At 63.2% G+C, this 26,523-nt stretch carries 29 protein-coding genes; 16 read left to right on the forward strand and 13 right to left on the reverse strand.

Features of this window, described 5'->3' with window-relative positions; translation table 11 throughout:
• Window positions 1-30: 30 nt before the first annotated feature.
• From ACO06O_RS01080 to ACO06O_RS01105, 6 genes are all read right to left on the reverse strand, one after another.
• Window positions 31-2,061 carry a protein kinase domain-containing protein gene (locus ACO06O_RS01080; RefSeq protein ID WP_421875398.1) on the reverse strand — a complete coding sequence of 677 codons (2,031 nt, stop codon included), beginning with the start codon at window positions 2,059-2,061 and terminating at the stop codon, window positions 31-33.
• Window positions 2,062-2,173: 112 nt separating this feature from the next.
• Window positions 2,174-3,466, reverse strand: coding sequence for an adenylosuccinate synthase (locus ACO06O_RS01085; RefSeq protein WP_421875400.1), 1,293 nt, complete (start codon window positions 3,464-3,466; stop codon window positions 2,174-2,176).
• An 11-nt stretch (window positions 3,467-3,477) separates the two neighbouring features.
• Entirely contained in the window at window positions 3,478-4,638 is a 1,161-nt protein-coding gene (locus ACO06O_RS01090) for an ATP phosphoribosyltransferase regulatory subunit (RefSeq protein ID WP_421875402.1), read from the reverse strand.
• Window positions 4,639-4,768: 130 nt separating this feature from the next.
• Entirely contained in the window at window positions 4,769-6,367 is a 1,599-nt protein-coding gene (locus ACO06O_RS01095; RefSeq protein ID WP_421875404.1) for an ABC transporter substrate-binding protein, read from the reverse strand.
• Between the two features lie 110 nt (window positions 6,368-6,477).
• On the reverse strand, window positions 6,478-7,719 hold the full coding sequence (locus tag ACO06O_RS01100) for an NAD(P)/FAD-dependent oxidoreductase (protein WP_421875406.1): 1,242 nt from the start codon (window positions 7,717-7,719) through the stop codon (window positions 6,478-6,480).
• A 37-nt stretch (window positions 7,720-7,756) separates the two neighbouring features.
• A complete protein-coding gene (locus ACO06O_RS01105; protein ID WP_420417737.1) occupies window positions 7,757-8,515 on the reverse strand; it encodes a class II aldolase and adducin N-terminal domain-containing protein in 759 nt (252 codons plus the stop codon).
• A gap of 145 nt (window positions 8,516-8,660) precedes the next feature.
• On the opposite strand from ACO06O_RS01105, the gene ACO06O_RS01110 reads away from it, so the two are divergent.
• From ACO06O_RS01110 to ACO06O_RS01145, 8 genes are all read left to right on the forward strand, one after another.
• Entirely contained in the window at window positions 8,661-9,554 is an 894-nt protein-coding gene (locus ACO06O_RS01110; RefSeq protein WP_421875408.1) for a LysR substrate-binding domain-containing protein, read from the forward strand.
• Entirely contained in the window at window positions 9,524-9,973 is a 450-nt protein-coding gene (locus tag ACO06O_RS01115; RefSeq protein WP_421875410.1) for a VOC family protein, read from the forward strand. The genes ACO06O_RS01110 and ACO06O_RS01115 overlap by 31 nt, the downstream gene beginning before the upstream one ends.
• 107 nt (window positions 9,974-10,080) lie before the next feature.
• Window positions 10,081-11,112, forward strand: coding sequence for a polyprenyl synthetase family protein (locus tag ACO06O_RS01120; protein ID WP_420417740.1), 1,032 nt, complete (start codon window positions 10,081-10,083; stop codon window positions 11,110-11,112).
• 109 nt (window positions 11,113-11,221) lie between these two features.
• Window positions 11,222-12,217 carry a lysylphosphatidylglycerol synthase transmembrane domain-containing protein gene (locus ACO06O_RS01125; RefSeq protein ID WP_421875412.1) on the forward strand — a complete coding sequence of 332 codons (996 nt, stop codon included), beginning with the start codon at window positions 11,222-11,224 and terminating at the stop codon, window positions 12,215-12,217.
• Between the two features lie 2 nt (window positions 12,218-12,219).
• The gene (locus ACO06O_RS01130; RefSeq protein WP_421875414.1) at window positions 12,220-13,797 is read left to right on the forward strand and encodes a glycosyltransferase; all 1,578 of its coding nucleotides are present in this window, start codon (window positions 12,220-12,222) and stop codon (window positions 13,795-13,797) included.
• A gap of 202 nt (window positions 13,798-13,999) precedes the next feature.
• Window positions 14,000-14,752 (forward strand): class I SAM-dependent methyltransferase, encoded by a 753-nt coding sequence (locus ACO06O_RS01135; protein WP_421875416.1) that lies wholly within the window; start codon window positions 14,000-14,002, stop codon window positions 14,750-14,752.
• A gap of 79 nt (window positions 14,753-14,831) precedes the next feature.
• Entirely contained in the window at window positions 14,832-15,824 is a 993-nt protein-coding gene (locus tag ACO06O_RS01140) for an isopenicillin N synthase family dioxygenase (RefSeq protein WP_421875419.1), read from the forward strand.
• The gene (locus ACO06O_RS01145) at window positions 15,821-16,354 is read left to right on the forward strand and encodes a hypothetical protein (protein ID WP_421875421.1); all 534 of its coding nucleotides are present in this window, start codon (window positions 15,821-15,823) and stop codon (window positions 16,352-16,354) included. The genes ACO06O_RS01140 and ACO06O_RS01145 overlap by 4 nt, the downstream gene beginning before the upstream one ends.
• A gap of 31 nt (window positions 16,355-16,385) precedes the next feature.
• Here the strand turns inward: ACO06O_RS01145 and ACO06O_RS01150 are convergent, their stop codons facing one another.
• Both ACO06O_RS01150 and ACO06O_RS01155 read right to left on the reverse strand, forming a co-directional pair.
• Window positions 16,386-16,811 carry an organic hydroperoxide resistance protein gene (locus ACO06O_RS01150; RefSeq protein WP_420417746.1) on the reverse strand — a complete coding sequence of 142 codons (426 nt, stop codon included), beginning with the start codon at window positions 16,809-16,811 and terminating at the stop codon, window positions 16,386-16,388.
• Between the two features lie 70 nt (window positions 16,812-16,881).
• Window positions 16,882-17,898, reverse strand: a complete 1,017-nt coding sequence (locus tag ACO06O_RS01155) for an alpha/beta hydrolase (RefSeq protein WP_421875423.1) — start codon at window positions 17,896-17,898, stop codon at window positions 16,882-16,884.
• Window positions 17,899-18,025: 127 nt separating this feature from the next.
• Between ACO06O_RS01155 and ACO06O_RS01160 the strand changes: the two genes are divergently transcribed.
• Window positions 18,026-18,484, forward strand: coding sequence for a MarR family winged helix-turn-helix transcriptional regulator (locus ACO06O_RS01160; RefSeq protein ID WP_420417748.1), 459 nt, complete (start codon window positions 18,026-18,028; stop codon window positions 18,482-18,484).
• Here the strand turns inward: ACO06O_RS01160 and ACO06O_RS01165 are convergent.
• From ACO06O_RS01165 to ACO06O_RS01185, 5 genes are read right to left on the reverse strand one after another with little or no spacing between them, the layout of a single operon-like run.
• Window positions 18,481-19,536, reverse strand: coding sequence for an aminoglycoside phosphotransferase family protein (locus tag ACO06O_RS01165; protein ID WP_421875426.1), 1,056 nt, complete (start codon window positions 19,534-19,536; stop codon window positions 18,481-18,483). The genes ACO06O_RS01160 and ACO06O_RS01165 overlap by 4 nt on opposite strands.
• Window positions 19,533-20,129 (reverse strand): TIGR04282 family arsenosugar biosynthesis glycosyltransferase, encoded by a 597-nt coding sequence (locus ACO06O_RS01170; protein ID WP_421875428.1) that lies wholly within the window; start codon window positions 20,127-20,129, stop codon window positions 19,533-19,535. The genes ACO06O_RS01165 and ACO06O_RS01170 overlap by 4 nt, the downstream gene beginning before the upstream one ends.
• Window positions 20,126-20,827: a TIGR04283 family arsenosugar biosynthesis glycosyltransferase gene (locus tag ACO06O_RS01175; protein WP_421875430.1), complete on the reverse strand. Its 702-nt coding sequence runs from the start codon at window positions 20,825-20,827 to the stop codon at window positions 20,126-20,128. Before ACO06O_RS01175 ends, ACO06O_RS01170 begins: the two co-directional genes overlap by 4 nt.
• Window positions 20,824-21,135 carry a membrane protein insertion efficiency factor YidD gene (yidD, locus tag ACO06O_RS01180; RefSeq protein WP_421875432.1) on the reverse strand — a complete coding sequence of 104 codons (312 nt, stop codon included), beginning with the start codon at window positions 21,133-21,135 and terminating at the stop codon, window positions 20,824-20,826. The genes ACO06O_RS01175 and yidD overlap by 4 nt, the downstream gene beginning before the upstream one ends.
• The gene (locus ACO06O_RS01185) at window positions 21,050-21,508 is read right to left on the reverse strand and encodes an iron-sulfur cluster assembly scaffold protein (RefSeq protein WP_421875434.1); all 459 of its coding nucleotides are present in this window, start codon (window positions 21,506-21,508) and stop codon (window positions 21,050-21,052) included. The genes yidD and ACO06O_RS01185 overlap by 86 nt, the downstream gene beginning before the upstream one ends.
• Window positions 21,509-21,655: 147 nt before the next feature.
• Between ACO06O_RS01185 and folE the strand changes: the two genes are divergently transcribed.
• The 7 genes from folE to ACO06O_RS01220 all read left to right on the forward strand — a co-directional run bounded on the left by folE (window position 21,656) and on the right by ACO06O_RS01220 (window position 26,317).
• The gene (folE, locus tag ACO06O_RS01190) at window positions 21,656-22,252 is read left to right on the forward strand and encodes a GTP cyclohydrolase I FolE (protein ID WP_420417754.1); all 597 of its coding nucleotides are present in this window, start codon (window positions 21,656-21,658) and stop codon (window positions 22,250-22,252) included.
• Window positions 22,253-22,304: 52 nt separating this feature from the next.
• Window positions 22,305-23,462 (forward strand): hypothetical protein, encoded by a 1,158-nt coding sequence (locus tag ACO06O_RS01195; RefSeq protein ID WP_421875436.1) that lies wholly within the window; start codon window positions 22,305-22,307, stop codon window positions 23,460-23,462.
• Window positions 23,463-23,634: 172 nt separating this feature from the next.
• Entirely contained in the window at window positions 23,635-24,018 is a 384-nt protein-coding gene (locus ACO06O_RS01200) for an AtpZ/AtpI family protein (RefSeq protein ID WP_421875438.1), read from the forward strand.
• Window positions 24,019-24,087: 69 nt separating this feature from the next.
• Window positions 24,088-24,819, forward strand: a complete 732-nt coding sequence (locus ACO06O_RS01205) for a F0F1 ATP synthase subunit A (RefSeq protein WP_421875441.1) — start codon at window positions 24,088-24,090, stop codon at window positions 24,817-24,819.
• 118 nt (window positions 24,820-24,937) lie between these two features.
• Entirely contained in the window at window positions 24,938-25,162 is a 225-nt protein-coding gene (locus tag ACO06O_RS01210; protein ID WP_420417757.1) for an ATP synthase subunit C family protein, read from the forward strand.
• Window positions 25,163-25,237: 75 nt separating this feature from the next.
• Entirely contained in the window at window positions 25,238-25,825 is a 588-nt protein-coding gene (locus tag ACO06O_RS01215; RefSeq protein WP_421875443.1) for a F0F1 ATP synthase subunit B', read from the forward strand.
• Between the two features lie 3 nt (window positions 25,826-25,828).
• On the forward strand, window positions 25,829-26,317 hold the full coding sequence (locus ACO06O_RS01220; RefSeq protein ID WP_420417759.1) for a F0F1 ATP synthase subunit B: 489 nt from the start codon (window positions 25,829-25,831) through the stop codon (window positions 26,315-26,317).
• Window positions 26,318-26,523 lie beyond the last annotated feature (206 nt).

The raw sequence follows: 26,523 nt of genomic DNA on the forward strand, positions 1-26,523 counted from the left end.
TGACCATCTCCATCCGCTGATCCTACCCGACTAGAAGAAAGTCGCGAAACCGGCAAGCGCCACCGTCGCGACGCAGCCCAAGAGCGCCGCCGCGCCCGCCAGCTGGCCGCCGAGCTCTTCCGCAAGCCTGCCCTTGTTATTGATGTCATGCATCAAATTGATCAGATCGCGCGTCGATTTCGCATAGTCCATGCAGGCCTTGTCGAAGGCGGTCTGATCTTTCGAAACCTCCTGCGTGTCGTCGATAATATCCAACAGGTCCTTGAGCCGGCCCGATTTCGCGACCTTGCGCAGCCGGGACCTTACCGATTTCCGGCGCTCGCGGCTGTGGAACCGTTCGACCGCCGGCTCCAGCAGGGCGGCGCTGAAGGCGCAGAGATGCGGGAAGGTGACATTCCGGTGCAACGCGTCCTGCAAGTTGGACAGGATCCGAACCTGGGCGATCCGCCCTTCCTCTTCGTCGGCGGCGCGGTCGATATCGCGCAACTCGCCGCCGATCGCTCGCTTGAAGTTGGTGCCCAGGAAGGCAGCGATATGACGATCAATCAACCGCTGGGGCCGGTCGTCCGACGCGCAAAGCCTCTCCAATGCCGGCATCAGATGTTCGATGGTCGCGACAAAGTCCCGCTCGAACAGGGGCGACAGGCAGGGCAGTCCGCCGTTCATTTCATAAACCACCCGCTCCATGCCGAAACCCAGTCCGGTCTGGTTCAGGATCGGCTTCACCTTGTCGAGCCTGTTCATCTGTCGGATATGCGACGGTTCCATCCCGCGCTGCTGGTCCAGCCAGAAATTGACCAAGCCGAAGGAAACAACCTGACCAAAGAGCTGCCGCGCCTGTGCATCATCCGCGAATGCGCCGATCAGGCTCGAAATCCCTTCCAAGGTCGCCGAAAAATCGCGCAACCGGATCGGGCCATCCGGATCCAGCGCGATCAGGACACGCGCAACAAGCCGGTCCTGATTGTCGTTGCCGATGGACTTGGCCAGGTTCACCGCCTCAACCCTGTCGTCTTCCCCCAGAGACCGCCGCAACCAGGTATCCAACGCACCGGAATTCACCAGAACGATCGCCTGGTCCCAATTCCTGTGCATGACATGGGCTATTTCGCGCGATGTCGTTAAATCCATTCCCGCGATTGTCAGCGCCCGCGATCCCTTGGTCGGCATCGCTTGCTGTTTCGGCGACAGGCGCCTGCCGTTCAGCCATAGCGACAGTTCTTCCACCGTCCAGCGCTCGTCCGGATGGTCGTTCAGAAGTCCCCGCAACGGCTCCATCATGGTCAAAGACACACGGTGGTTCTGTACCATCGCGGCGTAGGATCCGACATTCAGTTTCAGGCGGATGATTTCGTCGTCGGACTTGCCGATCAGCGGGCTTTGCCCGGTCAGGAGCGCCAGGATTGTCACCCCGACGGCATAGAGATCGTTTTCCGGCCCGCCCTCACCGCGCCCCGCGGCGGAGGCGAGCGAGCATTCCAATGTTTCGTAGACGATGGGACTGGTCACCCCGGCCGGGGCCGAGAAGCACTCGCCAATCAGAATTTCACGCTGCTCGTCGTTCATCCAGAACAGATTGTCCGGCCGGATCATGCGGTGATGCGTGCCAAGAGCATGCATTTCCCGAAGGATCTGACAGATCGGCTCGATGAAATGGCGGGTGACGCGCTCCTCCTGCATCGGGGCCGTCATGGTCTCCAAACTCGCCATCACTCTTTTGCCAACGGGCCGTTCCAGTATGACGACTGGACAGCGGCGTCCCTCGGGTGGCCAGTCGACAACGTCCCAGTCCAATGCCCGGATCAGGTTGCGGTGATCGATGCGGCGCAGCACGCTGACCACGTCGAAGCGCGGCGGCAGTTTCGGATCGCATACCAGCGCATAGAGGCTGCGTTTGGAATCGCGCTTATGAGAACAAGAATAAGCGACCGCCGGCTGGGAATCGAATTCCGGTAACGGTTTTCCGGAATCGATCTCGTACCGGTCTCTGACGTCGACGATACGCGCGGTGGACATTGCCGGTTCCGCGCCGCCTCCGCCACCACTGACCTTCAGGGCCATTTTCCGGTCGTCTCCCCATTGTGTGGCAGCCTAAGCCAACAGCGTCGCACGTATCACGATTCGACGCCAATCAAAGGGCCTGGGAATGAACGGAAAAACGACGCGTGTTGCTTCAATCCTCGAACGGGTCGTGGACGCGGATCGTGTCGTCTCGTTCCGGGCTGGTCGACAGCAGGGCGACCGGCGTTTCGATCAGTTCCTCGATGCGGCGGATATACTTGATCGCCGTCGCGGGTAGATCGGCCCAGCTCCGGGCACCGAACGTGCTTTCTTGCCAGCCTTCCATCGTCTCATAGATCGGCGTCGCCCGGGCCTGAAGCGCGGTCGAGGACGGCAGATGGTCATAGTCGCGCCCATCGATCCGGTAGCCGGTACAAACATTGAGGCTTTCCAGCCCATCCAGGACGTCCAGCTTGGTCAGAGCGATCCCATTGACGCCGCCGACCTTCATCGCCTGACGGACCAAAACCGCGTCGAACCAGCCGCAACGCCGCTTCCGGCCGGTGACGACGCCGAATTCGCGGCCCCGTTCGCCCAACCGATCGCCGATCGCGTCTGTCAGTTCCGTCGGGAACGGGCCCGAACCGACACGCGTCGTATAGGCCTTGGTGATGCCGAGCACATATCCAACGCCACCCGGACCCATGCCCGATCCCGTCGCGGCCTGGCCGGACCCGGTGTTGGACGAGGTTACGAAAGGATAGGTCCCGTGATCGACGTCCAGCATCACGCCCTGCGCACCTTCGAAAAGGATGCGGCGGCCCTTGCGGCGCAGGTCTTCCAGCTTCTTCCACACGACCCCGGCATAGGGCAGCAGTTTCGGGGCGATCTCTTCCAGTTCCGCGATCAGGGCATCCGGGTCGACCGTCGGCGCCCCCATGCCTTTTAGCAGCGCGTTGTGGTGCAGCAGCAGCGCATTGACCCGGTCCGGCAGGGTGGACGGATCCGCCAGATCGCAGACGCGGATCGCGCGGCGCGCGACCTTGTCTTCATAGGCCGGACCGATGCCGCGTCCGGTCGTGCCGATCTTTGCCTCGCCGCGCGCAGCCTCGCGGGCATGGTCCAGGTCCCGGTGCACCGGAAGGATCAGCGACGCATTCTCGGCCACCATCAGGCTGGACGGGCTGATCTCAACGCCCTGGGCGCGGACCCGTTCGATTTCTTCCATCAGGGCCCATGGGTCGACCACGACACCATTGCCGATGACGGACAACTTACCGCGCCGCACGACACCGGACGGCAGCAGGCTCAGCTTGTAGACCTTGCCGTCGATGACGAGGGTATGCCCGGCATTGTGACCGCCCTGGAACCGCACGACCACATCGGCGCGTTCGGACAGCCAGTCCACGATCTTGCCCTTGCCCTCGTCGCCCCATTGGGAGCCGATCACCACCACATTCGTCATCGTTCAGGTCCTCAAAGTTCGTCCAGGGCCGTGGGGCCATCCCCGCGCGCCGGATCGAAAACATGACTGCAGCCCAGGCGGCGCGCCTCGGCCTGAATATCCGCCACCGGGGTCAGCGCCGCCAGTGTGCACCAGCCGTCCGCGCGAAGCGCCGCAGCCGACTTGGGAGGCAGGCCATAAGGCAGGAAGACCGTATCGCCCTCCCCAGACTCCGGCACGGCCCGCAGCACGGAATCGAGATAGAGCGAAAACCCGCTGGACGGTTCGCCGTCGCCCTGGCCGGCATGGTACCGCCCGCCACGGCCCAGCTCTCCCCGTACGCCCTTCGAAAACAGCGTGAAGCTGAGGCCGGTCTGGTATTCGAAGCCGCGATGTTCGACCGGGTCGACGGTCACGCTCAGATCCGGTGCTGCGGCATCCAGCAGTTCCAGAACCCGCGCCAGGCGCTCCCGTTCCGCGACCGCCGCCGGTGGCAGTTCAATGCCGTTCAAGGTATCGAGCGCACGGCGCGCCGGACCGCAGGCATCGAGCAGCGCACCCAGCCGCTCCGCGGCCTGGCCGCCCAGCGCCGCGACGTCGTGAGCGTCTTTGCGGTCGAGCGCGACACGCGCCGACCGGCGTTCTTCCCGCGACAGTCCCAGTGCGTCACAAACGGCCGGCACGACAGTCGGCAGGCTGATATCGACCGAGAGATCGGCGGCACCGACGGCGGACAGCGCATCGACGGCAACTTCGATCAATTCCGCATCGGCTTCCGGCGAATCGGCGCCGATCAATTCGCACCCGGCCTGAGTGATCTGGCGTTCCGGGCGCAGTTGCGACCCGCGGACACGCAAGACCGGTCCGGCGTAGCACAGACGCAGCGGGCGCGGCGCGCGAACCAGCCGGGACGTGGCGATTCGGGCGACCTGCCCCGTCATGTCGGCGCGCAGCCCCATCATTCGCTGGGATACCGGATCCATCAGGCGGAAGGTATGCGGGGCCGTCGCCGCGCCGGCGCCGTCCAGCAGGCTGTCTTCGAATTCGACCAGCGGCGGGTCAACCCGACGATAAGCCGATGCCCGGAAACGGTCGATCAGGCCACGCATCACGGTTGCCTCGCGCGTCGCCTCCGGGGGGAGGACGTCACGCAATCCGTCCGGTAGCAGCGTCTTGGAAGGGCCGTCGGTCATGGTTGCTGGGGTCGCCTGCGGGAAATGCGAATGAAACGCCGGTTTGGTAGCGGTTTTACCGGTCCAGGGCAAGCAGCGGAACTCGCGACAGGTAGCCGCGCCCGGCCTCGCCGCACGGCGCGGCATGCGATCAGTCCGCCGCCGCCTCCACCCTGTTCCGACCACCCTCCTTGGCGGCCCGCAGGGCATGGTCCGCACGTTCGTAAAGGCTGTTGGGCGTATCCCCCTCCCGGCGCAGAGCCGTCCCGAAACTGGCGGTCACCGTTACGGTCTGACCGTTCCAATCGAGGGACAGCGCCCCAATCTCCCGACGGGCACGCTCAGCGATTTGCGCCAGCGCCCCGCCGCCGCCCTCCGCGATCAGCAGACCGAATTCCTCGCCCCCCATACGCGCGGCGACATCGGACGGGCGCACGATATCGTGCAGACAGGCCCCGACGGCCTGCAGCGCCGCGTCCCCAGCCGGATGCCCCATCGTGTCGTTCAAATTCTTGAAGTGGTCCAGGTCGAGGAGGATCAAGCCTGGCGCGCCCCCGCTGCGTTCGGCGCGCCCCAATTCACGCTCCACGACAGCGAAGAAGCTACGGCGATTCTCCAGGCCGGTCAGCGGATCGGTCAGGGCCATGCGCTCCAGTTCCGCCTGGGCGGCGCGGCGTTGCGCGACTTCCCGGCGCAGGCGCAGCGCCATGAACCCGATTGCCGCCGCCATCCCCGCGAACAGGACTGTGCCACCGATGCCCCCCAGAACCGCCGGCCGCACCCAGGCAGGCAAAGACGCCAGGGGCCGATACAAGAAGGCATCGAAATCGACAGAATCTTCCAGCATGCCGGCCCGCGCGAAGATGTCCGCCATATGCCGCCAGCGCCCCGGATTGCTGTGCCCGATTTCGACGATCGCCGGCAGGATCAGTTTCCGCGTCTCCGCCGCCTCAAACAGCAGATGCGCCCGACTTTGATCGCGGCTGTAGTCGCTGAGGATCAGATCGACTAGCTCTTCCGGATGCGCCATCGCGTAATCCCAGCCCTTCAAGCTGGCCGTTCGGAAGGCCTCCACCATGGCGCGGTCGTCGTCCAGAAGTGCCTCGCTGGTGAACAATGTGTCACCGTAGAAATCGATACCACCCGACCGTGGTGTAATGATGTTGTATGGAATTCCCAATTCCCGAAGCGCGTAGGGCTCGTCGGTGACATAGGCCGACATGCCTGCGACCCGGCCGTCCAGCAAGGGGGCGATGGTATGGCTATGCGGCCGCCGGTTCAGCGCATCGCCATCCAGGCCTTCGTCCTGCATGAAAACCAGCAATTCCGCGCCATGGGACTCGATCATCAACGGCTGCCCAGCCAATGACTGGACATTGTCGAAGCCCCGGGATTGCAAGGTGACGAGGGCGAAGGGCGAATGCTGAAAGATCGGCGCCAGAACGACGACCGGCCGCCCCTTGGACCGCGCGACGACCAGATCGCTGGAACTGACACCGAAATGGGCGCGGCCTTCAATCACCGCCTCGACAGGATCGACCTCGCCCTGGGCCGGTCGGATGGAAACATCCAGACCCGCCTCTCGGTAATAGCCCTGTTCTACCGCGGCGTAATAGCCCGCGAACTGGAACTGATGGTGCCATTGCAATTGCAGGACGACGGGACGAAGGGTTTCCGCGCCCGCTGTGGCGGCGCACGCTGCCGACAGCACCAGCAGAAGCGCAACGAACCCGATCCGAAACCGCGACAAGACGACCGCTCTCCCTCGACTGACCCGAAGGTAGTCTAATCAGAGCGAGATATATTGCTAACCGAAAGTGTCCTGCGGAGAGTTTTTGCCCGAGGTCGGCCGGTGACGGATCAGGCGGCTTTCATGATCTTGCGCAGCGGCAGGGACGGATCGGCCAATTGCGCCGGATCCGGCGTGACACCGCGCTCCATCATCATCTGGGCGACCTTCACATCCTTGGCGATCATGGATACCGGGCCGAACCCGGCGACCCCGGTCAGAACACCGTTCTGGATGGTGAAGAAGACAATTCCGCCCTCGTCAAACGAGCCCCGCGTGACGACCGTGTCGCATTTGCTGGGCAGGCCGGCGGTCTGCAGTGTCCAATCATACTGGTCGGACCAGAGCCAGGGCACCGGTGCATAGGCGTCCGGCTTGCCGCAAATGCTGCGCGCGACGGTGCGGGCCTGCATATCGGCATTCTGCCAGCTTTCCAGCCGAATCGTTTCACCGTAATGCGGGTTCACCGCCCGGGCGCAATCCCCCGTCGCGTAGACTCCGTCGACACGGGTCGCGCCGAATTCATTCACCAGAATGCCGTCTTCGCAGGGAATACCCGCCGCTTCCGCCAGCGTGACATCCGGGGCGATACCGATGCCGATGACGACCGCGTCGCAGGGCATTGCTGAGCCATCCTGGAACTCGATCGCGGTCACCCGGCCATTGTTTCCCGAGAACCCGGCAATCCGGACATTCAGGTCGATCTTGACGCCGTGTTCCGTGTGCAATCGGGCCACCGCGTCGGCCACTTCCTGTGGCACGGACCGGCCCAGAATGCGCGGCGCGCCTTCCAGCACCGTTACATCGCACCCCATCTGCCGCGCGCTGGCCGCGGTTTCCAGGCCGATGAAACCGCCGCCGATGACCGCGACCTTGGCGCCGGGTTTCAGATCGGCACCCAATTCGGCGCTGTCTTCCAGCGTTCGGACGACATGGATCCCCTTCAGGTCGGCGCCCGTCAGGGGCAGCCGTTTTACGACCCCACCGGTGGCGAGAACCAACGCGCCAAAGGGCAGGTCCGATCCGTCATCCAGCCGCACGGATTTGGCGGCCGGATCGATCGCGACGGCACGGCGTCCGGTCATCAGATCGATCCGGTTTTCCGCATAGAAACCGTCGTCGTACAGGAAACAGTGGGAGGCTTCCTTTTCGCCCTTCAGCACCGCCTTCGACAGCGGCGGGCGTTCATAGGGGGCGTGCGGCTCCGCACCGATCAGGACGATTGCGCCCTCATACCCTTCCTGACGCAGCAGCGCGGCGGTTCGCCCGCCGCTTTGGCCGGCACCGACGATAACAACGGAATCCACAGTCATAACCCCAAAACCCTTTCGTTCGCAGAAGGGGCCGGGATCAATTCCTGTAATCCGGCTCCTCCTCGTCCAGAATATCGCGCAGCGCCTGGAAATGCTTTTCCGCCGCACCGGGATACTCCGACCATTGCTGCGCCGTCTTCTCCGCCACCGCATCGCTGGCGACATTGAGGTCCCGGCCGCTGGACAATGCAAGGAATAGCGTCTCGCAGGCGCGTTCGAAATAGTACAATTCGTCGAACGCCTTGGCGACCGTCTCCCCGACCGTCATCACGCCGTGCTGTCCCATCAGCAGGACCGACCGGTTGCCGAGCACGCCTGACAGCCGTTCCGCCTCGTCGCCCAGGCCCATCCCGTCAAAACCGGTATCGACCGCGACGCGGTTGTAATAGCGCATCGTCGTCTGGTCGATCGGCGGGATCGACGTGTCTTTCAGGGCGGACAGCGCCGTCGCGTATTTCGAATGGACGTGCAAGATGCAACGCGCCTGCGGGTTGTTCCGGTGCATCGCGCCATGAATGCAATAGGCGGTCGGGTCGATCACGTCGCCCATGCCTTCGGGTTCGACCCGCGCATCGACCAGCATGATGTCGCTGGCCCGCATCTTCGAGAAGTGGCGGCCATAGCGGTTGACCAGAAATTCGTTGCCGTCATTCGAGACGGCGACACTGAAATGGTTGGCTACCGCTTCATGCATGTTCAGGCGCGCCGTCCAGCGGAATGCACAGGCAAGATCCTCACGCTCCTGGCGGTGCGGCAGATCGGCGGGTCTGGCTTCGGACAACTGGCTGACGGACATTTGGCTGGCCCTTTCGTTTATGGCTGCAAGTCGAGGCGGAGCATGCGGCCGGCGGCGTTACGGGACAAACGAATAAACTGAACCCTATTCATTATCTCAGCTAATGCTAAACTTATCCAACATCACCGATTGTCAGGAGTGTCGCATGCGACCCGGTCAACTGCCCCCCTTGAACTGGCTGCGCAGCTTTGAGGCGGCGGCCCGCCATTTGAGTTTCACCACCGCCGGAATCGAACTGGGCATCACCCAATCGGCCGTCAGCCAACAGATCAAGGCCCTGGAAGACACACTGGGCCGGACCCTGTTTATCCGAAGGGCGCGGAGCCTGCAGCTCACCGATACGGCACGGGTTTATCTTCCCGCCGTCCAGTCCGCCTTTGAAACGCTGATATCCGAGACCGCGGCCCTTGTGGGTCAGGACGAGGACGCCCGGCTGGACATTCACGCCAACATGGCCTTCACCATCTTCTGGCTGGCCCCTCGGCTGGGCACGTTTCTGGATCTGCATCCGTGGATCCGGCTGAATGTCGCGACATCGGTCTGGACCAGCGAGAATGTCGCCCCCTACGCCAGTGTCGAAATCCGCTTCGGCGCCGGGCGTTGGGAAGGCCAGACCGGCGAGAAATTCGCCCAGGGGGAAATGTTCCCGGTCTGCGCGCCATGGGTCGCGGATACCCTGTCCGCCGCGCGGGACCTGCGCGATCTGCGCAATCTGCGCTTGATCGACACACCGGGCCTGCGCCAGGGGTGGGACCAATGGCTGATAGCGGCGGGAGTGCCGGATGGGATGGAAATTGAGCGGCATTGGGCCAGCACCTATGTCATGACCTTCGAAATGGCGCGGCAGGGAACCGCCATTGCGCTGGCGCATTCGCCCATCGTCGACGGCCATTTGAAGGATGGGCGGCTGGTTCGGCCATTCGATATCGCCATCCCCATGCAGGACGCCTATTATCTGATCACGCCGCCAAACGCGCGGCTGAACGCGGCAGCCCGGACCTTTCGGGAATGGCTGCTGGAACAATCGCCTTTGACCTGAAAATCCGGGACGGTTCAGCCATGTACAGCCACATCACCCTCGGCACCAATGACGGTGCGAAAGCCATTCCCTTCTATGATGCGATCATGGAACTGCTGGGCCACAGCCGGTTCCACGGCGACGAAGACAAGGGTTTCGGCGCGTGGGGCCAATCCGACGGGGATCAGGTCTGGGTCCTGCCGCCCTTCGACGGCAAGGCGGCGACAATCGGCAACGGCATGCATGTCGCCTTCATCGCGCCGGATCGGGCGACCGTCCGCGCCGTGCATGCGGCCGCGCTGGCGCTGGGCGCGCAGGATGAAGGCGCGCCGGGGCTGCGCCCGCATTATCACCCGCATTACTATGGCGCCTATTTCCGCGATCCGGACGGAAACAAGTTGCAGGTCGTATGTCACAATCCTGAAAACGAAGCGGAATAGCAGGCGATTGCGGCAAACCGGCACTTGACCGGCAAGGGGCCTCCGCTATTTTGCGCCCTGAGTGAAAGGCCGGTTTCTACGGCATTTTTGGTTCGGAGATCGCGCGCGTGGCGACCATTGTTCCCCTGAACGAGAAGCGAGATGCGGAGGCGGAAAACCGCCGCCCCAATCTGGATACCCTGCTGGCACAGATCGACGGTGATCTGCGCAAGGTCAACCAGCATATTCTCGATCACATGAAGAGCCCGGTCGCGCTGATCCCGCAACTGGCCGGGCATATCATCGCGGCGGGCGGCAAGCGGCTGCGCCCGGTCCTGACCCTGGCATCGGCGCAATTGTGCAATTACGAGGGCGACCGTCATATCGCGCTGGCTGCCTGCGTCGAGTTCATCCACACCGCGACCCTGCTGCACGACGATGTGGTCGACGAAAGCGACCTGCGCCGCGGACAGGCCAGCGCCAATGCGATCTGGGGCAATGAAGCGTCCGTTCTGGTCGGCGACTTCCTGTTCTCGCGCGCGTTCCAATTGATGACCGCCGACGGGTCCTTGGACGTCCTGCGGATCCTGTCCGACGCGTCGGCGGTGATCGCGGAAGGCGAGGTCCTGCAGTTGATGACGGCAAACGAGCCGACCACGACCGAAGAAGCCTATCTGGAGGTCATCCGGTCCAAGACCGCGACCCTGTTCGCGGCGGCGACGCGGATCGGCGCCGTTGTCGCCGAGCGGCCGGCGGCTGAGGAAGAGGCGCTGGAAAGCTATGGCATGAATTTGGGCATCGCCTTCCAGTTGATCGACGATGTCCTGGATTATTCCGCCGATCAGCGCGCCCTGGGCAAGACGGTCGGCGACGATTTCCGCGAGGGCAAGGTGACCCTGCCGGTGATCCTGGCCTATCGCCGGGGCGACGATACGGAACGCGAATTCTGGCACCGCACGATCGAACGCCTGGAACAGGAAGACGGCGATCTGGAAGAGGCAATGCGCCTGATGACGTCGCACGGCACCCTGACCGATACAGTCGACCGTGCCCGCCATTATTGCAGTGTGGCGCGCGACGCCCTGGGCATCTTCCCGAAAGGTCCGATCAAACAGTCGATGACGGACCTAGTCGACTTTGTCACCGACCGGGCCTATTGACGCCACGCCACACACGCCGTTCTGTTGCCATCCCGGGACGGAGCAGGTATTCAGCCGCGAAATTTCACGGCCCCGATCACGGCCGCTTCGATAGAGGCACCCGCCGTCCATGACGCAGACTTCCGCATCGAAAAGCCCCTGGCGCCGTCCGGCCGCCATCGCTTTGAAGATCGCGGTCACGGGGCTGCTGTTCTGGCTCATCGCCCAGGATATCGATCTGGAAGAGATTGGCAGCCTTCTGCGCGCCGCGGATCCGCTGCTGCTGATCGCCGCGACGGGTCTGATCGTCGTTCAATTGATCTGCAACTCCGCGCGCTGGCGCCGCCTGATGGCGATGGACGGGGTCGCCCTGCCCTTCGCGCGGTCTTTCCGGTTCTATCTGGAAGGCATGTTCTTCAATCAGGCCCTGCCCGGCGCTATCGGTGGCGATGTCATGCGGGTCTATCGGGTACGCCCCTTCTGCGCCGGCATCGGCCAGGCGGTGAACGGGGTGGTTCTGGACCGCGTGACCGGCCTGATCGGCCTGTGCGTCATGATCCTGATCGGGTTGCCGCTGCTGCTGGAACGGGTCGGGGACACCGGCATTCTGGGCGGTTTCGCGGGCGTCTTCGTCGCGGGCCTCGCAGGAGTCGTCGTCCTGGCCCTGATCGCGCGCCTGTCCGAAACCGGGCGCGGCGGCAGGCTGCGCGGCGCCGCCGTCCGCTTCGCCCAATTGTTCGACCGGCTGCTGCGCCGGCCGTCTGAGGCGCTGCCGGTTCTGGCCCTGGCGGTGGCGACGCATGCCCTGGTGATTGCGACGGCCTATCTGTCGGCCCATGCGATCGGATTGACCTATCGCGTGGAAGACTGCCTGATCGTCGTTCCGACATCGATCCTGGTGTCGACCCTGCCGATCTCGCTCGGGGGATGGGGCGTTCGGGAAGGCGCGTTCGCGGCGGGCTTCGTCCTGATCGGGGCAGCGTCCGCCGGGGATGCGGGGCCGGTTGCCCTGGGAATCGTGATGGGGTTGGAATTGTTGGTCGTCGGCCTGATCGGCGGCGCGGTCTGGTTCTTCGGCGGGGCGGTCCGCCCCACGGAACCGGTGACCGCCGAAGGAGGGGAATAGACATGGCGAAGAAATCCACGGCGCGTAAGAGCGCGAAGAAAGCCGCTGCGAAGAAACAGCCCGCAAAGAAGGCCACCGCCGCCAAGAAGCCTGTCGACGCGACGCGGCACTGGCGCGACCGGTTGTCCAAGCGGAAGTCGTCGATCCTGGACCATATCGAATCCATCGCGGTCAAACGCGATTCCTGGCGCGACCGGAATGCCGGCTTTTACGCCGACGATCTGGCGTTCATGCAGTTCCTCATCCCCGAAGGATCGCGCATCCTGGATCTGGGTTGTGGCACCGGAGCATTGCTGGCCGAACTGAAGCCTTCCTTCGGCGTCGGCGTCGATTTCTCCGCCAATATGGTGGATGTCGCCCGCACCAATTATCCGGAGCACGAATTTCCCGAACTGCAATTCCGGGTCGGCGACGTGGAGCAGCTTTCCGCCATTCGCGGCGAGTTGGACGGCCCGTTCGATTTCATCCTGCTGCCGGACACGCTGGGTTTCCTGGACGATTGCCAGGCGACGCTGGATCAGCTGCACGACCTGTGCGACGAGGAAACCCGGATCGTCATCTCCTATTACAGCCATCTTTGGGAACCGGTCCTGCGCGTCGGCGAGGCGGTGGGCATGAAGATGCCGCAGCCTGAGGTGAACTTCCTGGGTCCGGCGGATATCGCCAACATTCTCGACCTGTCGGATTTCGACGTCATCAAGACCGAATGGCGGCAGTTGATCCCGGCACGGCTTCTGGGCCTGGGCACGGCGATCAACCGGTATATCGGCACGCTGCCGCTGATCCGGAAACTATCGCTGCGCCATTTCATCGTGGCCCGGTCCAAGCGAAAGGCCCAGCGCAAGAACCTGTCGACGACGGTTCTGGTCCCCTGCCGCAACGAACGCGGCAATATCGAAAGCGCCGTCACCCGCCTGCCCCGCTTCTGCGCGGATATCGAGGTCTTGTATGTCGAGGGCAATTCCTCCGACGGGACCTTCGAGGAGTGCGAACGGGTGCGCGACCATTATGCCAAGCCGGAGAACGGCGCCTGGGACATCAAGGTCTTCAAGCAGCCGGGCAAGGGCAAGGGCGACGCGGTCCGCAAGGGTTTCGACGAGGCGCGCGGCGACGTGCTGATGATCCTGGACGCCGACCTGACCATGCCGCCCGAGGAGCTGCCGAAGTTTTATGAGGCGATCGCGACCGGCAAGGGCGAGTTCATCAACGGATCGCGCCTGGTCTACCCGATGGAAAAGGGCGCGATGCGCTTCCTGAACTATTGGGCCAACCGCACCTTCGCGATGATCTTCTCCTTCCTGCTGAACCAGCGCTTCACCGACACGCTGTGCGGCACCAAGGTCCTGACCAAAGCGGATTACGAGAAGATCAAGGCCGGCCGGTCCTATTTCGGCGATTTCGACCCGTTCGGCGATTTCGACCTGATCTTCGGGGCCGCCAAGCAGAACCTGAAAATTGTCGAAATTCCGATGCGCTACGCCGATCGAACCTATGGCGAACCACAGATCAGCCGCTTCCGGGACGGCTGGTTGCTGCTGAAGATGGTCGTGTTCGCCTGGCGCAAGCTGAAGGCGTTCTGATGCCCCTCACCGTCGCGCTTTTGAACCCGTCTGAAGCTCCCGCCCGGTGCCAAGCCAAGGAAGGTTCCTGCTTTCGCAGGAACATGGTGGAGGGACTGACCTTCATCGCCGCGCACCTCCTGCGAATGCAGGAGCCTTGTCGACCGCCCGCGCAGGGTCGGGGTGAAAGCAATCCCTTCTTTTGCGGGAACACGGTGACCCAATGACCGGCGACCTCGACCCCCGCTTGCAATCCCACGCCAGGGCTTGGGAGAAGAAAGCCAGTTTGCGCGCCGTCTACGGCGATTATTACCGGCGCATGTTGGACGCGCTGCCGAAAGACGGCGCCTATCTGGAAGTCGGCGCGGGATCGGGGCACAGCCGCGATTTCACCGACGGGATGGACGTAACGCGCCTCGACATCCTGCCCGCCCCCTGGGTCGACACGGTCTGCGACGCCCAGGCCCTGCCCTTCGCGGATAACAGTTTCGACGGCATTTTCCTGCTGGACGTTCTGCATCATCTGGCCGAGCCGCTGAAATTCTTCGAGGAAGCGGCGCGGGTTCTGAAACCCGGCGGGCGGATCGCGATGGTCGAACCGGGTATCACGCCGCTGAGCTGGCTCTTCTACAACTATTTGCATGAAGAACCGGTCGATATGTCCGCGACGCCGCTGGAGCGGCAGCCCTATGGCGAAACCAAGGATCCGTTCGAGAGCAATCAGGGCATACCGACCCTGCTGTTCCGGCGGCAGGAACATCGCATCGCCCTGTCGGAAACGGTCCCGGCGCTGCGCAGCGTTTCCCGGGAATGGCTCAGTCTTTTCGCCTATCCGCTGACCGGCGGCTTCAAATCCTGGAGTCTGATCCCCGCCGGACTGGCCGAAAAACTGGTGCGGTTGGAAGATCGGTTGCTGCCGGCGCTGGGCATCTTCATGGCGTTCCGGCTGTTCGTCGTCATGGAAAAGCGCCGCTGACCGGCGCCAGATCGCCATTTACAGCCTTACGATTTGGCCTGAGAGTGTCATCGGTCGTTGATACGCGGAGGGCTGGTCGATGTCGGATACTCTGTTGGCAATGCTGGATGACCGGCTGCGGGCGCAGCGTCAGGATTTCGACAGCATTCCCGTGATCGACATTTCCGGCATTCGCGATGGCAGCGACCGGGAAACCGCCGCCCGCGGCATGAACTGGGCGCTGGCCAATACCGGCTTCATGTATGTCAAAGGACATGGCGTTCCGGAGGCGCTGATCGACGGCACATTCGCTGCCGCGCGTGACTTCTTCGCCCTGCCCGATGCGGTAAAGATGCCGCTGCATATCACGAAGTCCGGCCAGGCCCTGCGCGGCTATACCGAACTGTTCGGCGAGAACACCAATCCCGGTGTCACACGGGATTTCAAGGAATGCTTCGATATCGGGATAGAATATGAAGGTCTGACCGGCCCGTTCCACGGCAGGAACCAGTGGCCCGACCTGCCCGGCTTCAAGGACACTTTGTCGGCCTATCTGGACGCGATGCTGGCGACAGCGCGTACAGTTCTGGAAGGGATCGCGGTTAGCCTGGACCTGCCGCATGATTACTTTGCCCAGAAGATGACGCAACCTGTGATGATCCAGCGGTTGCTGCATTACCCCAGCCAGGCCGGGCAGATCGACGAGAGCATGATCGGCATCGGCGCCCATACCGATTATGGGTTGATGACCATTCTGGCCCAGGACGATGTCGGCGGACTTCAAGTCATGAACCGAGCCGGCCAATGGGTCGAGGCATCGCCGATTCCCGGCACGTTCGTGGTCAATATCAGCGACCTGGTCCAACGCCTGACCAATGATGCCTATCTGGCCAATCTGCACCGCGTGGTGAATACGTCCGGCAGGCAGCGCTATTCCATGCCCTGTTTCGTCGACTGCGATATCGATGCGGTGATCGAACCCTTGCCGTCCTGCGTGACGGAAGCCGCGCCGTTGGTCTATGCCCCGGTGCAATGCGGCATGCACAAAATGTCCCGTTACGCCGCGACTTTCCCGCATCTGGCTGCAGAGTGACCGACCTCGCCGAGAGGCTCCGCGCCTGGGACGGAAAATCTACCGAAGCGCTGCTGGAAATCCATAGCCGGTACAAGGACGAGAGTAATTTCGCCGCCCGTCTGCTGGACCTTTCGGCCGTCCCGGGATGCGGCCGCGCGGCGACTTGGCTGTTGAAGCGGCACCTTCAGGATGGCGGCAGCGCAGGTGAGGACGAGGCCCGCAAGCTGCTCTCACTTCTCCGATCCGAGGGCGAACACTGGGAAGTCACGCTGCATTGTCTGCAGTGCTTGCCGCATCTTTCCGTGCCCCGGGGATCGGTTGCGGCGCTGCGATCGGATATCGACCGCCTGATCGAACATGAACGGCCCTTCGTGCGGGCCTGGGCCTATGGCGGTGCGTTGACCCTGGCGCGGCAGGAGCCGGATCTGGGCGAATGGGCAGAGCGGCTGTGCCGGGTGGCGTGGATTACGGAGCCGGCTTCCGTTCGCGCGCGGCTCCGGCAGATGGGATACTCAGGCCGCGAAAAGGAAAAGCCGCCCGGCCAATAGGACCGGACGGCTTTCGATTGTTGGACGACTGTTACAGAACGGTCAGCTGCACGTCGATATTGTTCCGGGTCGCGTTGGAATACGGGCAGACCTGGTGCGCTTCCTCGACCAGTTTCTCGGCCGCCGCGCGGTCCAGCCCCGGCAAGTCGACTTCCAGCGCGATTTCCAGACCGAAACCGCCCGCCTCGCGCGGACCGATCCCGACATGGGCGGTGACATTGGTGTCGGCCGGAACTTTCACGCCGGTCTGCGATCCGACGAATTTCATCGCGCCGATGAAGCAGGCGGCATAACCGGCGGCGAACAGTTGCTCGGGGTTGTTCCCTTCGCCGCCGCCGCCGCCAAGTTCCTTCGGCGTCGACAGTTTGACGTCCAGGCTGCCATCCAGGGTGGCGGAATGGCCGTCGCGGCCTCCGGTGGCGCGGGCGGCGGTGCGGTACAGAACGTTAACGGACATGATGCATTCTCCTTTCGGGTGGGGACCGGCGGGCGGGTTTCCGTCCCGCCGGTATACTGGGTGAACTTGATTACCGGGTTGCGAAGACGTCCCGCAGGAACGCCGTCGCCTGATCGATCGCGGCGCGGGTGGCCGGGGTTTCGGCCAAGGCATTCAGCATGACGAAATCGTGGATCGTCTCATTGTACCGCGTCGTAGTGGTCTCAACGCCCGCCAACGTCAGTTTCTCGGCATAGGCCTCGCCCTCATCGCGCAGCACGTCGTTCTCGGCCGTGATGATCAGCGCCTTCGGCAGGCCGGAAAGTTGATCCAGCGTTGCGTTCAGCGGCGAGACATAGCGGTGCTCCCGCGCGGCCGCATCGGGCAGATAGGCGTTCCAGAACCAGTCCATCGCGGGGGCCGTCAGCCACGGACCGTCACGGAACGTTTCATAAGAGGCGTTGTCCATGCCCGCGTCGGTCACCGGATAGAACAGCAACTGACCGACGAAGTCCGGACCGCCACGTTCCTTGGCCAACAGGCTCACCACCGCGGTCATGTTGCCGCCGACGCTGTCGCCCGCAATCGCGATGCGGTCCGCGTCGATACCGAATTCGGACGGGTTTTCCGCGACATAGGCCGCGACGGCATAGTCCTGTTCGATGGCGACGGGGAAGCGGTGTTCGGGCGACCGGTCATAATCGACGAAGATGACGACGGCCTGCGCGCCAACGGCCAGTTCCCGGACCAACCGATCATGGGTCAGGGTATCGCCCATGACCCAACCGGCACCATGGAAATAGACGATGGCTGGTGCCTCCTCGCCCAGGCCTTCCGGCCGCAGGACGCGGATTTTGGTCTCCCCGGTCGGGCCAACGGAAAGGACACGGTCCTCAATCGCCACATCGGGCTTCGCGACCGGACCGGATTGGGCTCCCGCCAACAGGTCCCGCGCTTCTTGCGGGGACAAGGTATAGATGGCGGGTACGCCGGCTAGGCCATCCAGGAAACCCTGGGTCGTCTTTTCAAGAACCGGACCGGCAACAGCCGAACCGGCGATACCGACCGACAAAAGCGCGGCGGCAAGAGGTTTACCGAACTCGTACATGTCACTCTCCTTTATTTATATCGTGTGCGATTGTTTCGTGTCCGATGTATATGGCCATCCAAACATCCCTGTCAAGCGGTTGCGATTAAATCGTGCACGATTTATATAAGATATGAAGGAGACAGCTATGAATGACACGCAAACCGACAATGCCGGGGTTCTGCCCATCGCAGACATGATCTGCTTTTCGGTCTATTCGGCCGGCCATGCGTTCAACCGGGTCTACAAACCCCTGCTGGACCGGCTGGGCGTGACCTACCCGCAGTATCTGGTTCTGATATCTCTCTGGGACCGGGACGATCAGACGGTCGGTGCGCTCGGCAAGGCTCTGATGCTGGAATCGAACACGCTGACGCCGCTCTTGAAACGGTTGGAGGGCATGGGGCTGGTGTCCCGAGCCCGCGACCCGCAGGACGAACGCCAGGTCCGTGTCAAACTGACCGATGCCGGACGCGCCCTGCGCGGAGAGGCCGATTCCATCACGATGTGCATATTGGAGGCGACGGGCCTACCCATCGAGGAGTTGCGGGATCTTCAGGCGAAGATCGTCCGTCTGCGCGATCACCTGAACCGCGCGGCCGCTTAGGTCCAATCCGACCGAACGCGGGCGACGATCTCCGGCGACAGATAGCAATCGACCCGACCCCGGACGTGGTCTATCAGGGCCGCATCCGTATTCTCGGCCGACCAGTCTTCGGTATCCTGCGCGTCATGCTTGGCGGTCCGTAAAGTCTTGCGGCTTTCGACCCGCCATTTGGCGCACCAGGTCACCGACCAGAGCCACATCAAGCGGCGCATCGGCATCAGATAGGCGGCGAGTTGATCCGCCAGGTCTTGGGGCATCGCCCGGCGCCACGCGTCGTAGAAACCGTCGATTTCCGCCCGACTCGGCTCCGAATACGTGGCGACATCCCAGGTCGTGGAGGTGTACAGCGTGGCATGGGCCAGATCGAACCCGGCCCCGCCATAGCGTCCCTTTTCCAGATCGACCAGAAAGGCGCGCCCTGACGCATCGACCATGAAATTCCCCGGGTGCGCATCGAAGGAAATCAAGCGCGCCGGGGCCGGCGGCAGATCACTGGCGTCCTTTGCGGCGGCGGCCAGTTCTTCTGTGATCATGGCCGCGCTATCGGAATGGAGGTTGGCGCCCTCCAAAAAGGTGGCCTGACCTCGCACTTCCGCCAAGGTCTCGGCCATTGGATCGGTTTGATCGATCAGCGGTGCCCGCGCGCGGGACGCCGGAACCGGCAGCGCATGGATCGACGCCAGGGCCTCCGCCGCCAAGGGCAGTTCCTCCGGCGCGGACAGGACACGTCCCCGAATTCGATCGACGATCAGCGCCCCCATCGGCAGGTCCGGACCCGGCGCCAGGACGCCATGACAGCGCGGCGCATGGCCGCCCTGGCTCATTCGCTCAAAACATGCGGCCTGATAGGCCAGATTATGGGCCGCATCCAACCGCATCTGGCTCTGCCTCGGCACCCGCAGCAGCAGAGCCGTGCCATCAATCGCAACATGATCATGCGCCAGCCCCGTCGTCGGGAATGCCTGCAAAGCATCCAACTCGATCCCGGCGAACTGCGGCCGGTCAGAAAGGGCGCGATGCAAGGCCGGGATCCGCTGTTCAATCGCCGTCATCTCACCCTTCCCCTGCGGAATCGTTCATATCCGGCCCCATCGTCGACATCGGCCTTTGTCGCGGCCAGACCATGACTATGGTCGGGCGGCAGGCTGGCAATCGTGTCCGCCAAAGCATGTGGGCCCGACCATCGCACGCCGGTCATGAACCCGTAAGGCACCGGGCGGCGGCGGGCCAGACCGGCCAGCCAATAGCCGCCATCCTCCGCCGGGCCGAACACCGCGTCGGCGCGGCCCAGCGTCCGGAAGGCCGCAGTGATATCGTCGACCCCGATGTCCGGTATGTCGCTGCCGATAATGATCGCCGGGCCCGGCGGCAGGTCGCGAAACGCGGTCGTCATCCGCCGTCCCAGATCGCCGGATGCCTGGACCATGACCTCCCGCCCTGGGAAGAACCTGGCTTCGCGAAAGTGGGACACCGCCACGATCAAGCGCCACGGCCCACGCGACAGACGATCCAGGGTCTCGATCAGATTGCGGCGATAGAAGCGGTATGCGGCCATCCGTCCGATATCGGCGGCCAGGCGGCGCTTGCCGACGCCGAAACGCGGCGCACGGGCAAACACGACAAGGTAACGACTTGGCACCGTCATCCATACACCCAGCGGATCGCCCGCGGCGGCATGCCCAGGAAGTAGAGCCCCAGGCAAAGCAGATTGCGCGCAGTGCGTCGCAGGTATCCGTCCCGCCGGAACTTCTCTGCCGAGGTGATCAAGCGGGCGTCCAATCGGCGCAACCGTCCCTTGCCGATCCGGCGTATCAGCGCGACGTCTTCCATCAAAGGAAGATCCGGATAGCCGCCGACCGCGTCCAGAAAGTTTCGGCCGATCACGAGCCCTTGGTCGCCATAGGGAAGTCCCAATACCCGGCAGCGCCAATCGACCATGCGTTCCAGACGCCGCGCCGAAGGACTTGCATCATCCAGGGCGAACCCGAAATAGCCCGCCCTGAACTCACTCTCCGGATCGTCCATAAAGGCGGCAATCAGAGTGTCCCAGTTCGGCGGCAAAACGGAATCCGCGTGCAGGATCACCAACCAATCCGACAAGGCGGCCGCTATTCCGGCACGGATTTGCGGGCCGCGCCCGCCCTCCGCAACGGCGATCCGCGCCTGATGACGGGATGCCAAATCGGCAGTCGCGTCGGATGACCCGCCATCGGCGATGACGACATCCAAATCCACTTGCTGCGATTTTAGGGCGGGCAGCAGGCGTCGCAGCCCATCGGCGGCATTCAATGTCGGAATGACGACCGTCAGAACCGGACGCTTATCATCCGGGTCGTTCGTCAATCGGGCACCGGATCATGGCCTGATCCGCCCCAGGGGTGACACCGCAATATACGCCGAACGGCCAATGCCCCTCCGCGCCGTGCCCCATGCCGCCGTACCGCCTCCAATCCATATTCGGAGCAAGTCGGCAGGAAACGGCATCGCCGCCCCAGGAAATAGGACAAGGTCACACGGTAAAGCTGGATCAAGCCGATCAGCAACCAGGCGGCCGGACTGTGCCGGTCAGCCATCGGTCCCGGTCGCCCGCCCGGCGGCAGCGTCCTCCATCGCCCGGACCACGGCCTTGAACGGCAGCAGGATGGAGGCATGCCGTGACTTGTGGTTCCGGGCCGGTTCCAGGACAGCCAGATCGGCCCATTCGCCCGACGGCGCGGGCCCGCCCCGTTTCAGCATCGCTTCGACAGCGTCGCGGATCGCCTCCAGGTCGGCGACCGACTTGCCGGCGGCATGGGCCTTCATGATCGCGGCGGCGGATTGGCCCAGGGCACAGGCCCGCACTTGCTGGCCATAAGCGGCGATCCGACCGTCCGGTGCCAGCTTGACGTCGACGCGAATGCGGCTTCCGCAAAGCGGACTGTCCATCTGAACACTGGCGTCGGGATCCGCCAATCGGTCGTCCTTCGCCAGGCCGCCGGCCAGCGTCAGGATGCGATCATTGTATAGGGCCTCATGACTTTCCATGTGCCGATTCCCATGCGGATTGGGCCGATTTTGGAAAAGGTTTGTCGCAGGTGATATTGTTGACTTCGACGGTCTTTGCAACGATATAGCCGAATTCTAACCGGGAATCCCAACTTCCCGAAGCACTTAGGAAAGGTACCCGTCGCCATGTCGGACAAGGCGCTGCGCCCGAAAATCGTCCCTGGCCGCCCCTCGCAGGAGGAAGCGGAAGAGGCCGTGCGGACGCTGCTGCGCTGGGCGGGCGACAATCCTGAGCGCGAAGGGCTGATCGACACGCCGAACCGCGTCGTCCGGTCCTATGCCGAATTCTATTCCGGCTACACGACCGATGCGGAAGAGGAACTGCGCCGCACTTTCGAAGAGACCGAGGGCTATGACGAAATGGTCATGCTGCGCGGCATATCCTTCGAAAGCCATTGCGAACACCACATGGTGCCGATCATCGGTACGGCGCATGTCGCCTATCTGCCGCGCACCCGTGTGGTCGGCATCTCCAAGCTGGCCCGCGTCGTCGACATCTTCGCCAAGCGCCTGCAGACGCAAGAGACGATGACGGTGCAGATCGCCCAGACGATTGACCGCGCCTTGCAACCGCGCGGCGTCGCGGTCGTCATCGATGCCGAACACCAGTGCATGACGACGCGCGGCATCCACAAGCCAGGCGTCAGCACGGTGACCAGTCAGTTGCTGGGCGCCTTCCGCGAGAACCCGGAAGCCCGCCGCGAATTTCTGGCGATGATCTGACCATTGACGTTATAGTCGCCGCCATGGTGTTTCTCTGGGGCGGTAACCATCCATGACACGCATGTCGGCAAAGGCTCTGAACTGGAGCCTGCGGCTCTTGGTAGCCGTGATGATGCTGATTGTTCTCGATATTCATCATTCGGCCTTCGCCAATGCCAAGACGCGTGCCGACATCGACTCCGCCGCCGCCTGCCAGGCGGGACGCGACTCGCTGGCCGGTCTGGACGCTGCAACGCGCACAAACGTTCTGTCCCCGCCGAAGCGCGACGGCCATGCGGTCAATGTCGATATCGGCCTTTATGTCGAACGTCTGGATTCGATCAGCGAGGTCGACCATTCCTTCCAGGTGGAGGCCTTCCTGGAACTGATCTGGTGCGATCCCCGGCTGGCTTACCAAGGGCAACCGAACGCGCCGGACCGAATCGTCTATTTGGAAGACCGTGCCCATGAGGAGCACGGCAGGATCTGGGGTCCGGACATCATTTTCGTGAACACCGCGGGCCCGCCCGACGTCCAGCAGGAAGAGTTGATCATCTTCCCGGACGGCACGGTCATCTATGAGGAGCGCGTCGCGGTCAGCCTGCGGGCGCGTTACGATTTCACAAAGTTTCCCTTCGACAGTCAGCGCCTGGCGATCGAGATCGAATCCTTTTCCTGGCCGTCCAGCGATCTGATTCTGCATCGCGACGAGACGAAAATCGGCTTTTCCGAGGGGTTCAACATCCCGTCCTGGGATCTGACCGGGTTCACCTCCGAGATTCGCAATGTCCGCGAAATCCGGGACCGAGACACGTTTTCGGAACTGCTGTTCGTGATCCACGCCGAACGAGTCCCCGAACCTTTCGTCTACCGTCTGATTCTGCCGCTGCTGCTGATCGTCATGATCTCCTGGTCGGTTTTCTGGCTGCGGACATCGGATACGGGGCGCTTCGGCGTCACCTTCACGACGATCCTGACGGTCGTCGCCTTCAATTTCGTCGTCACCGACAAGCTGCCCAACGTGCCGGAAGTGACCTATCTGGAAACGCTGTTCGGCTTTGCCTTCCTGTTCCTGCTGCTGGTGGTCATTCAGAACACGGTGGCAGACCGGCTGACGGCGTTCGGCCGGGAAGCCCAATCCGAGCGGTTCGACGCCTTGGCGCGGGTCGCCTTTCCGGTCGTCTTTTTCGCCGGCGTCGCGGCTGTGACCTACGCATTCGGAATTCTCTGACCGGGCACAATCGCCGGGGCGCGTCGCGCTGCCGCACGGGCGGTTTTCAAGCCCCGGATTCCTTGACTCCTCAAGGCGGCAAGACTAGTGTCCGCGCGCGTGGAAAAGGGGGCTTTCGCCCACCCGCCACGGCCAAGGGCAGAGTACAGAGTTTGAGGGGGTATCCGACGCGATGACCGAGGGCGACAACAAGCCCTCATCGGACGATTTCGACGCCCGTTTGCGGGCCGCCCGAAACGCCTATGAGGCCCGTTCCGGACGGTCAAGCGGCACCGGAGACGGCACGCAGCCGAAATCCGGGATGCAGGGGCTCGGCTTCGCACTGCGCGTCGGCACGGAATTGGTCGCGGCCACCGGCATCGGGGTGGCGATCGGATACGGATTGGATCGCTGGTTGGGCACGGGCCCTTGGCTGCTGATCTTTTTCCTGTTCCTCGGTGGGGCCGCCGGGGTAACGAATGTCTACCGCCTGGCCAGCGGCATGGATCAAGGCGTCGGCTGGCGCCGTCCCGGGGACAATACCCCGGATAAGGACGACGGCCGGGGCAAAAGTTAGAACGCGTATTTGGGTTAACCCGCGGGCCGCAATGGTTCCGCCAGATGAAGATCGAGGAAAGGGGTCGCCGTGGCAGGTCCGCTCGAACAATTTCAGATCAAATCGCTCGTCGACGGTCCGGTCGACGCCGTCGCCTACACCAACTCGTCGCTGTGGATGTCGGTCACCGTCGTTGTCGTGACCGTCTTCATGCTGCTCGGCATGTCGAAGCGCGAAATGGTGCCGGGCCGCTGGCAGTCCCTGGCGGAGTCGATGTACGAATTCGTCGGCAACATGATCCGCGACAATGTCGGCGATGAAGGCCGGAAGTTCTTCCCCTTCATCTTCACGCTGTTCATGTTCATCCTGTTCGGCAACCTGTTGGGCCTGATCCCCGGCAGCTTCACCTTCACCAGCCACATCATCGTCACCCTGTGCATGGCGATGTTCGTTTTCCTGATGGTGACGCTGGTCGGTCTGGCCAAGCATGGCCTGCACTTCTTCAGCTTCTTCGTGCCGTCCGGCGCGCCGGTTGCGCTGTATCCGCTGATGATCCCGATCGAGATCATCTCGTACCTGTCGCGCCCGGTCAGCCTGTCCGTCCGTCTGTTCGCGAACATGATGGCCGGCCACACGATGCTGAAGGTCTTCGCCGGCTTCGTCTTCGGCCTGGGCGCCGTGACCGCGGGCGTCGGCGGCATCCTGCCGATCGCTATGATGGTCGCCCTGACCGGCTTTGAAATTCTGGTCGCCTTCCTGCAGGCCTATGTCTTCGCGGTACTGACCTGTCTGTACCTGAACGACGCCCTGCATCTGCACTAAGGCGCACCTGGTAAACCGTTTCACCGGGTCCGGACGGGCCACAAACCAACCCCGTCCGGCCCATCACGAAAGCACGGGCCACACCTAATCCCCGTGCGATTTGGAAGGAGTAGTACCCATGGAACTCGATGCAGCGAAAATGATCGGTGCCGGTCTGGCCGTTATTGGCCTGTCGGGCGTCGGTATCGGTATCGGTAACATCTTCTCGTCCCTGATTTCGTCGGTCGCCCGTAACCCGGCCGCCCGTGGCCAGGTCTTCGGCCTGTCGATGCTGGGCTTCGCGCTCGTCGAGGCCGTCGCGCTCTACGCGCTGGTCATCTCCTTCCTGATCCTGTTCACCTGATCCGCTGGGACGATTGTCGCGAGGCGCGCCATACCGGCACGCCTCACCACGGATCCGGATGAAAGGGGACCAGGAATGAACCCGATTACCAAAACGGGCATTCGCATTGCGGCAGCCGCCGCCATGGTACCGGCTCTCGCTTCGTCGGCGCTTGCCGCCGAGGGCGGGGCATCCATGCCCCAGCTGGACTTCAGCACCTATTCCAGTCAGGTCTTCTGGCTGGTCGTGACTTTCGCGGTGCTGTTCATCCTGATGTGGAAGGTGGCGATCCCCCGCGTCGGAGAAGTGATCGAAGCGCGCGAGCAGAAGATCCGGGCCGATCTGGAACGGGCCGAACAGCTCCGCACGGAGATCGAAGAAACCGAACAGGCGGTGGAGAAGGCTCTGGCCGACGCCCGGTCGGAAGCGCTCGAAACCCTGCGCAAGGCGCAGGACAAGATCGCGGCCGACCACGCCAAGAAGCAGGAAAAGCTGGACGCGGAACTTGCGGTGAAGATCAGCGATGCGGAAGCCCGCATCGAGGAAGCCCGCAAGGAAGCGCTGGCATCGGTGCGCGACGTGGCTGAGGAAGTCGCGGCGGCATCGATCGAAAAGCTGACAGGCGCTTCGGCCGACAAGGGCACCGTCTCCAAGGCGATCGACGCCGTCTCGAAGGGGGCCTAAGGTATGGACATTCTTCAAGATACCAATACCTGGGTCGTCGTATCCTTCGTCATCTTCATCGTGCTTGCGGTCTGGAAAGGCCGCGCGGCCATCACCGGTGCCATTGACGGTCGGATCGAACGGATCCGGGCGGAAATCGCGCAGGCCGAGCAGCTGAAGGAAGAAGCGACGTCGAAACTGGCCGAACTGAAGCGCGCCCAGCGCGATGCAGTCGACCAGGCGGCCGCCATCGTTGAGAATGCCAAGAACGAAACCAAGACCATGAAGAAGGACCAGGACGCCCGCTTCAAGGAAGCCATGGAACGCCGTGAAAAGCAGGCCATGGACAAGATCGCCCAGGCGGAAGCCAACGCGATCGCCGAAGTGCGCAGCCTCGCCGTCGACATGGCCATCGCCGCCACCACCCAGGTCCTCAAGGACCGCATGGGCGGTGCGGAAGGCGACAAGGCCATCGACTCCGCGATCGCGGCCCTGCCGTCCAAATTCCACTGATCTCGGTTCGATCCAACGGCGCCGCAAGGCACCGCAGCAAAGGGCCGCTTCTTCCGGGAAGCGGCCCTTTCTCTTTGAACGGTCCCCTGCTCTCCTTCTGAGAGGATATACCCATTCATCCCTCTCCCCCTGGGAGAGGGTGGCCCGAAGGGTCGGGTGAGGGCCTACGATGGTTGCCAAACGGCACGCCCTCCCCCTCACCCCGG

The organism is Pacificispira sp., assembly GCF_965228185.1.
Lineage (GTDB): Bacteria > Pseudomonadota > Alphaproteobacteria > UBA8366 > Aestuariispiraceae > Pacificispira.

What these genes read in the sequence shown, in the direction of transcription:
- ACO06O_RS01080 (WP_421875398.1), bottom strand. Translation starts at nt 2,061, where the DNA reads ATGGCCCTGAAGGTCAGTGGTGGCGGAGGCGGCGCGGAACCGGCAATG.
- ACO06O_RS01085 (WP_421875400.1), bottom strand. Translation starts at nt 3,466, where the DNA reads ATGACGAATGTGGTGGTGATCGGCTCCCAATGGGGCGACGAGGGCAAG.
- ACO06O_RS01090 (WP_421875402.1), bottom strand. Translation starts at nt 4,638, where the DNA reads ATGACCGACGGCCCTTCCAAGACGCTGCTACCGGACGGATTGCGTGAC.
- ACO06O_RS01100 (WP_421875406.1), bottom strand. Translation starts at nt 7,719, where the DNA reads ATGACTGTGGATTCCGTTGTTATCGTCGGTGCCGGCCAAAGCGGCGGG.
- ACO06O_RS01105 (WP_420417737.1), bottom strand. Translation starts at nt 8,515, where the DNA reads ATGTCCGTCAGCCAGTTGTCCGAAGCCAGACCCGCCGATCTGCCGCAC.
- ACO06O_RS01110 (WP_421875408.1), top strand. Translation starts at nt 8,661, where the DNA reads ATGCGACCCGGTCAACTGCCCCCCTTGAACTGGCTGCGCAGCTTTGAG.
- ACO06O_RS01115 (WP_421875410.1), top strand. Translation starts at nt 9,524, where the DNA reads ATGGCTGCTGGAACAATCGCCTTTGACCTGAAAATCCGGGACGGTTCA.
- ACO06O_RS01125 (WP_421875412.1), top strand. Translation starts at nt 11,222, where the DNA reads ATGACGCAGACTTCCGCATCGAAAAGCCCCTGGCGCCGTCCGGCCGCC.
- ACO06O_RS01130 (WP_421875414.1), top strand. Translation starts at nt 12,220, where the DNA reads ATGGCGAAGAAATCCACGGCGCGTAAGAGCGCGAAGAAAGCCGCTGCG.
- ACO06O_RS01135 (WP_421875416.1), top strand. Translation starts at nt 14,000, where the DNA reads ATGACCGGCGACCTCGACCCCCGCTTGCAATCCCACGCCAGGGCTTGG.
- ACO06O_RS01140 (WP_421875419.1), top strand. Translation starts at nt 14,832, where the DNA reads ATGTCGGATACTCTGTTGGCAATGCTGGATGACCGGCTGCGGGCGCAG.
- ACO06O_RS01150 (WP_420417746.1), bottom strand. Translation starts at nt 16,811, where the DNA reads ATGTCCGTTAACGTTCTGTACCGCACCGCCGCCCGCGCCACCGGAGGC.
- ACO06O_RS01155 (WP_421875423.1), bottom strand. Translation starts at nt 17,898, where the DNA reads ATGTACGAGTTCGGTAAACCTCTTGCCGCCGCGCTTTTGTCGGTCGGT.
- ACO06O_RS01160 (WP_420417748.1), top strand. Translation starts at nt 18,026, where the DNA reads ATGAATGACACGCAAACCGACAATGCCGGGGTTCTGCCCATCGCAGAC.
- ACO06O_RS01165 (WP_421875426.1), bottom strand. Translation starts at nt 19,536, where the DNA reads ATGACGGCGATTGAACAGCGGATCCCGGCCTTGCATCGCGCCCTTTCT.
- ACO06O_RS01170 (WP_421875428.1), bottom strand. Translation starts at nt 20,129, where the DNA reads ATGACGGTGCCAAGTCGTTACCTTGTCGTGTTTGCCCGTGCGCCGCGT.
- yidD (WP_421875432.1), bottom strand. Translation starts at nt 21,135, where the DNA reads ATGCCTCCATCCTGCTGCCGTTCAAGGCCGTGGTCCGGGCGATGGAGG.
- ACO06O_RS01185 (WP_421875434.1), bottom strand. Translation starts at nt 21,508, where the DNA reads ATGGAAAGTCATGAGGCCCTATACAATGATCGCATCCTGACGCTGGCC.
- folE (WP_420417754.1), top strand. Translation starts at nt 21,656, where the DNA reads ATGTCGGACAAGGCGCTGCGCCCGAAAATCGTCCCTGGCCGCCCCTCG.
- ACO06O_RS01195 (WP_421875436.1), top strand. Translation starts at nt 22,305, where the DNA reads ATGACACGCATGTCGGCAAAGGCTCTGAACTGGAGCCTGCGGCTCTTG.
- ACO06O_RS01200 (WP_421875438.1), top strand. Translation starts at nt 23,635, where the DNA reads ATGACCGAGGGCGACAACAAGCCCTCATCGGACGATTTCGACGCCCGT.
- ACO06O_RS01210 (WP_420417757.1), top strand. Translation starts at nt 24,938, where the DNA reads ATGGAACTCGATGCAGCGAAAATGATCGGTGCCGGTCTGGCCGTTATT.
- ACO06O_RS01215 (WP_421875443.1), top strand. Translation starts at nt 25,238, where the DNA reads ATGAACCCGATTACCAAAACGGGCATTCGCATTGCGGCAGCCGCCGCC.
- ACO06O_RS01220 (WP_420417759.1), top strand. Translation starts at nt 25,829, where the DNA reads ATGGACATTCTTCAAGATACCAATACCTGGGTCGTCGTATCCTTCGTC.